The 245-nt window shown below is 69.4% G+C and carries 1 pseudogene; it reads right to left on the bottom strand.

The window, feature by feature from the left end:
* Positions 1 to 245: pseudogene (locus tag HA630_RS26975) on the bottom strand (AMP nucleosidase); the annotation flags it as partial.

Below are 245 nucleotides of genomic sequence, written 5' to 3'. Positions count from 1 at the left end.
GCCATGCCGGGCAGCTTGATCTCGCCGTGCAGCGGCTTGTCGCTCACGCACAGCAGGGTGCCGTAGGGCACCCGGAAGCGGAAGCCGTTGGCCGCGATGGTGGCGCTTTCCATGTCCAGCGCCACCGCGCGCGACTGCGAAAAGCGGCGTTGCGGCGTGTTGTCGGGCAGCAGCTCCCAGTTGCGGTTGTCGGTGCTGGCCACGGTGCCGGTGCGCATGATGCGCTTGAGTTCGCCCGGGCCCAG

Source organism: Aquabacterium sp. A08 (assembly GCF_011742065.1).
This window is presented reverse-complemented; position numbering and strand designations above follow the sequence as displayed.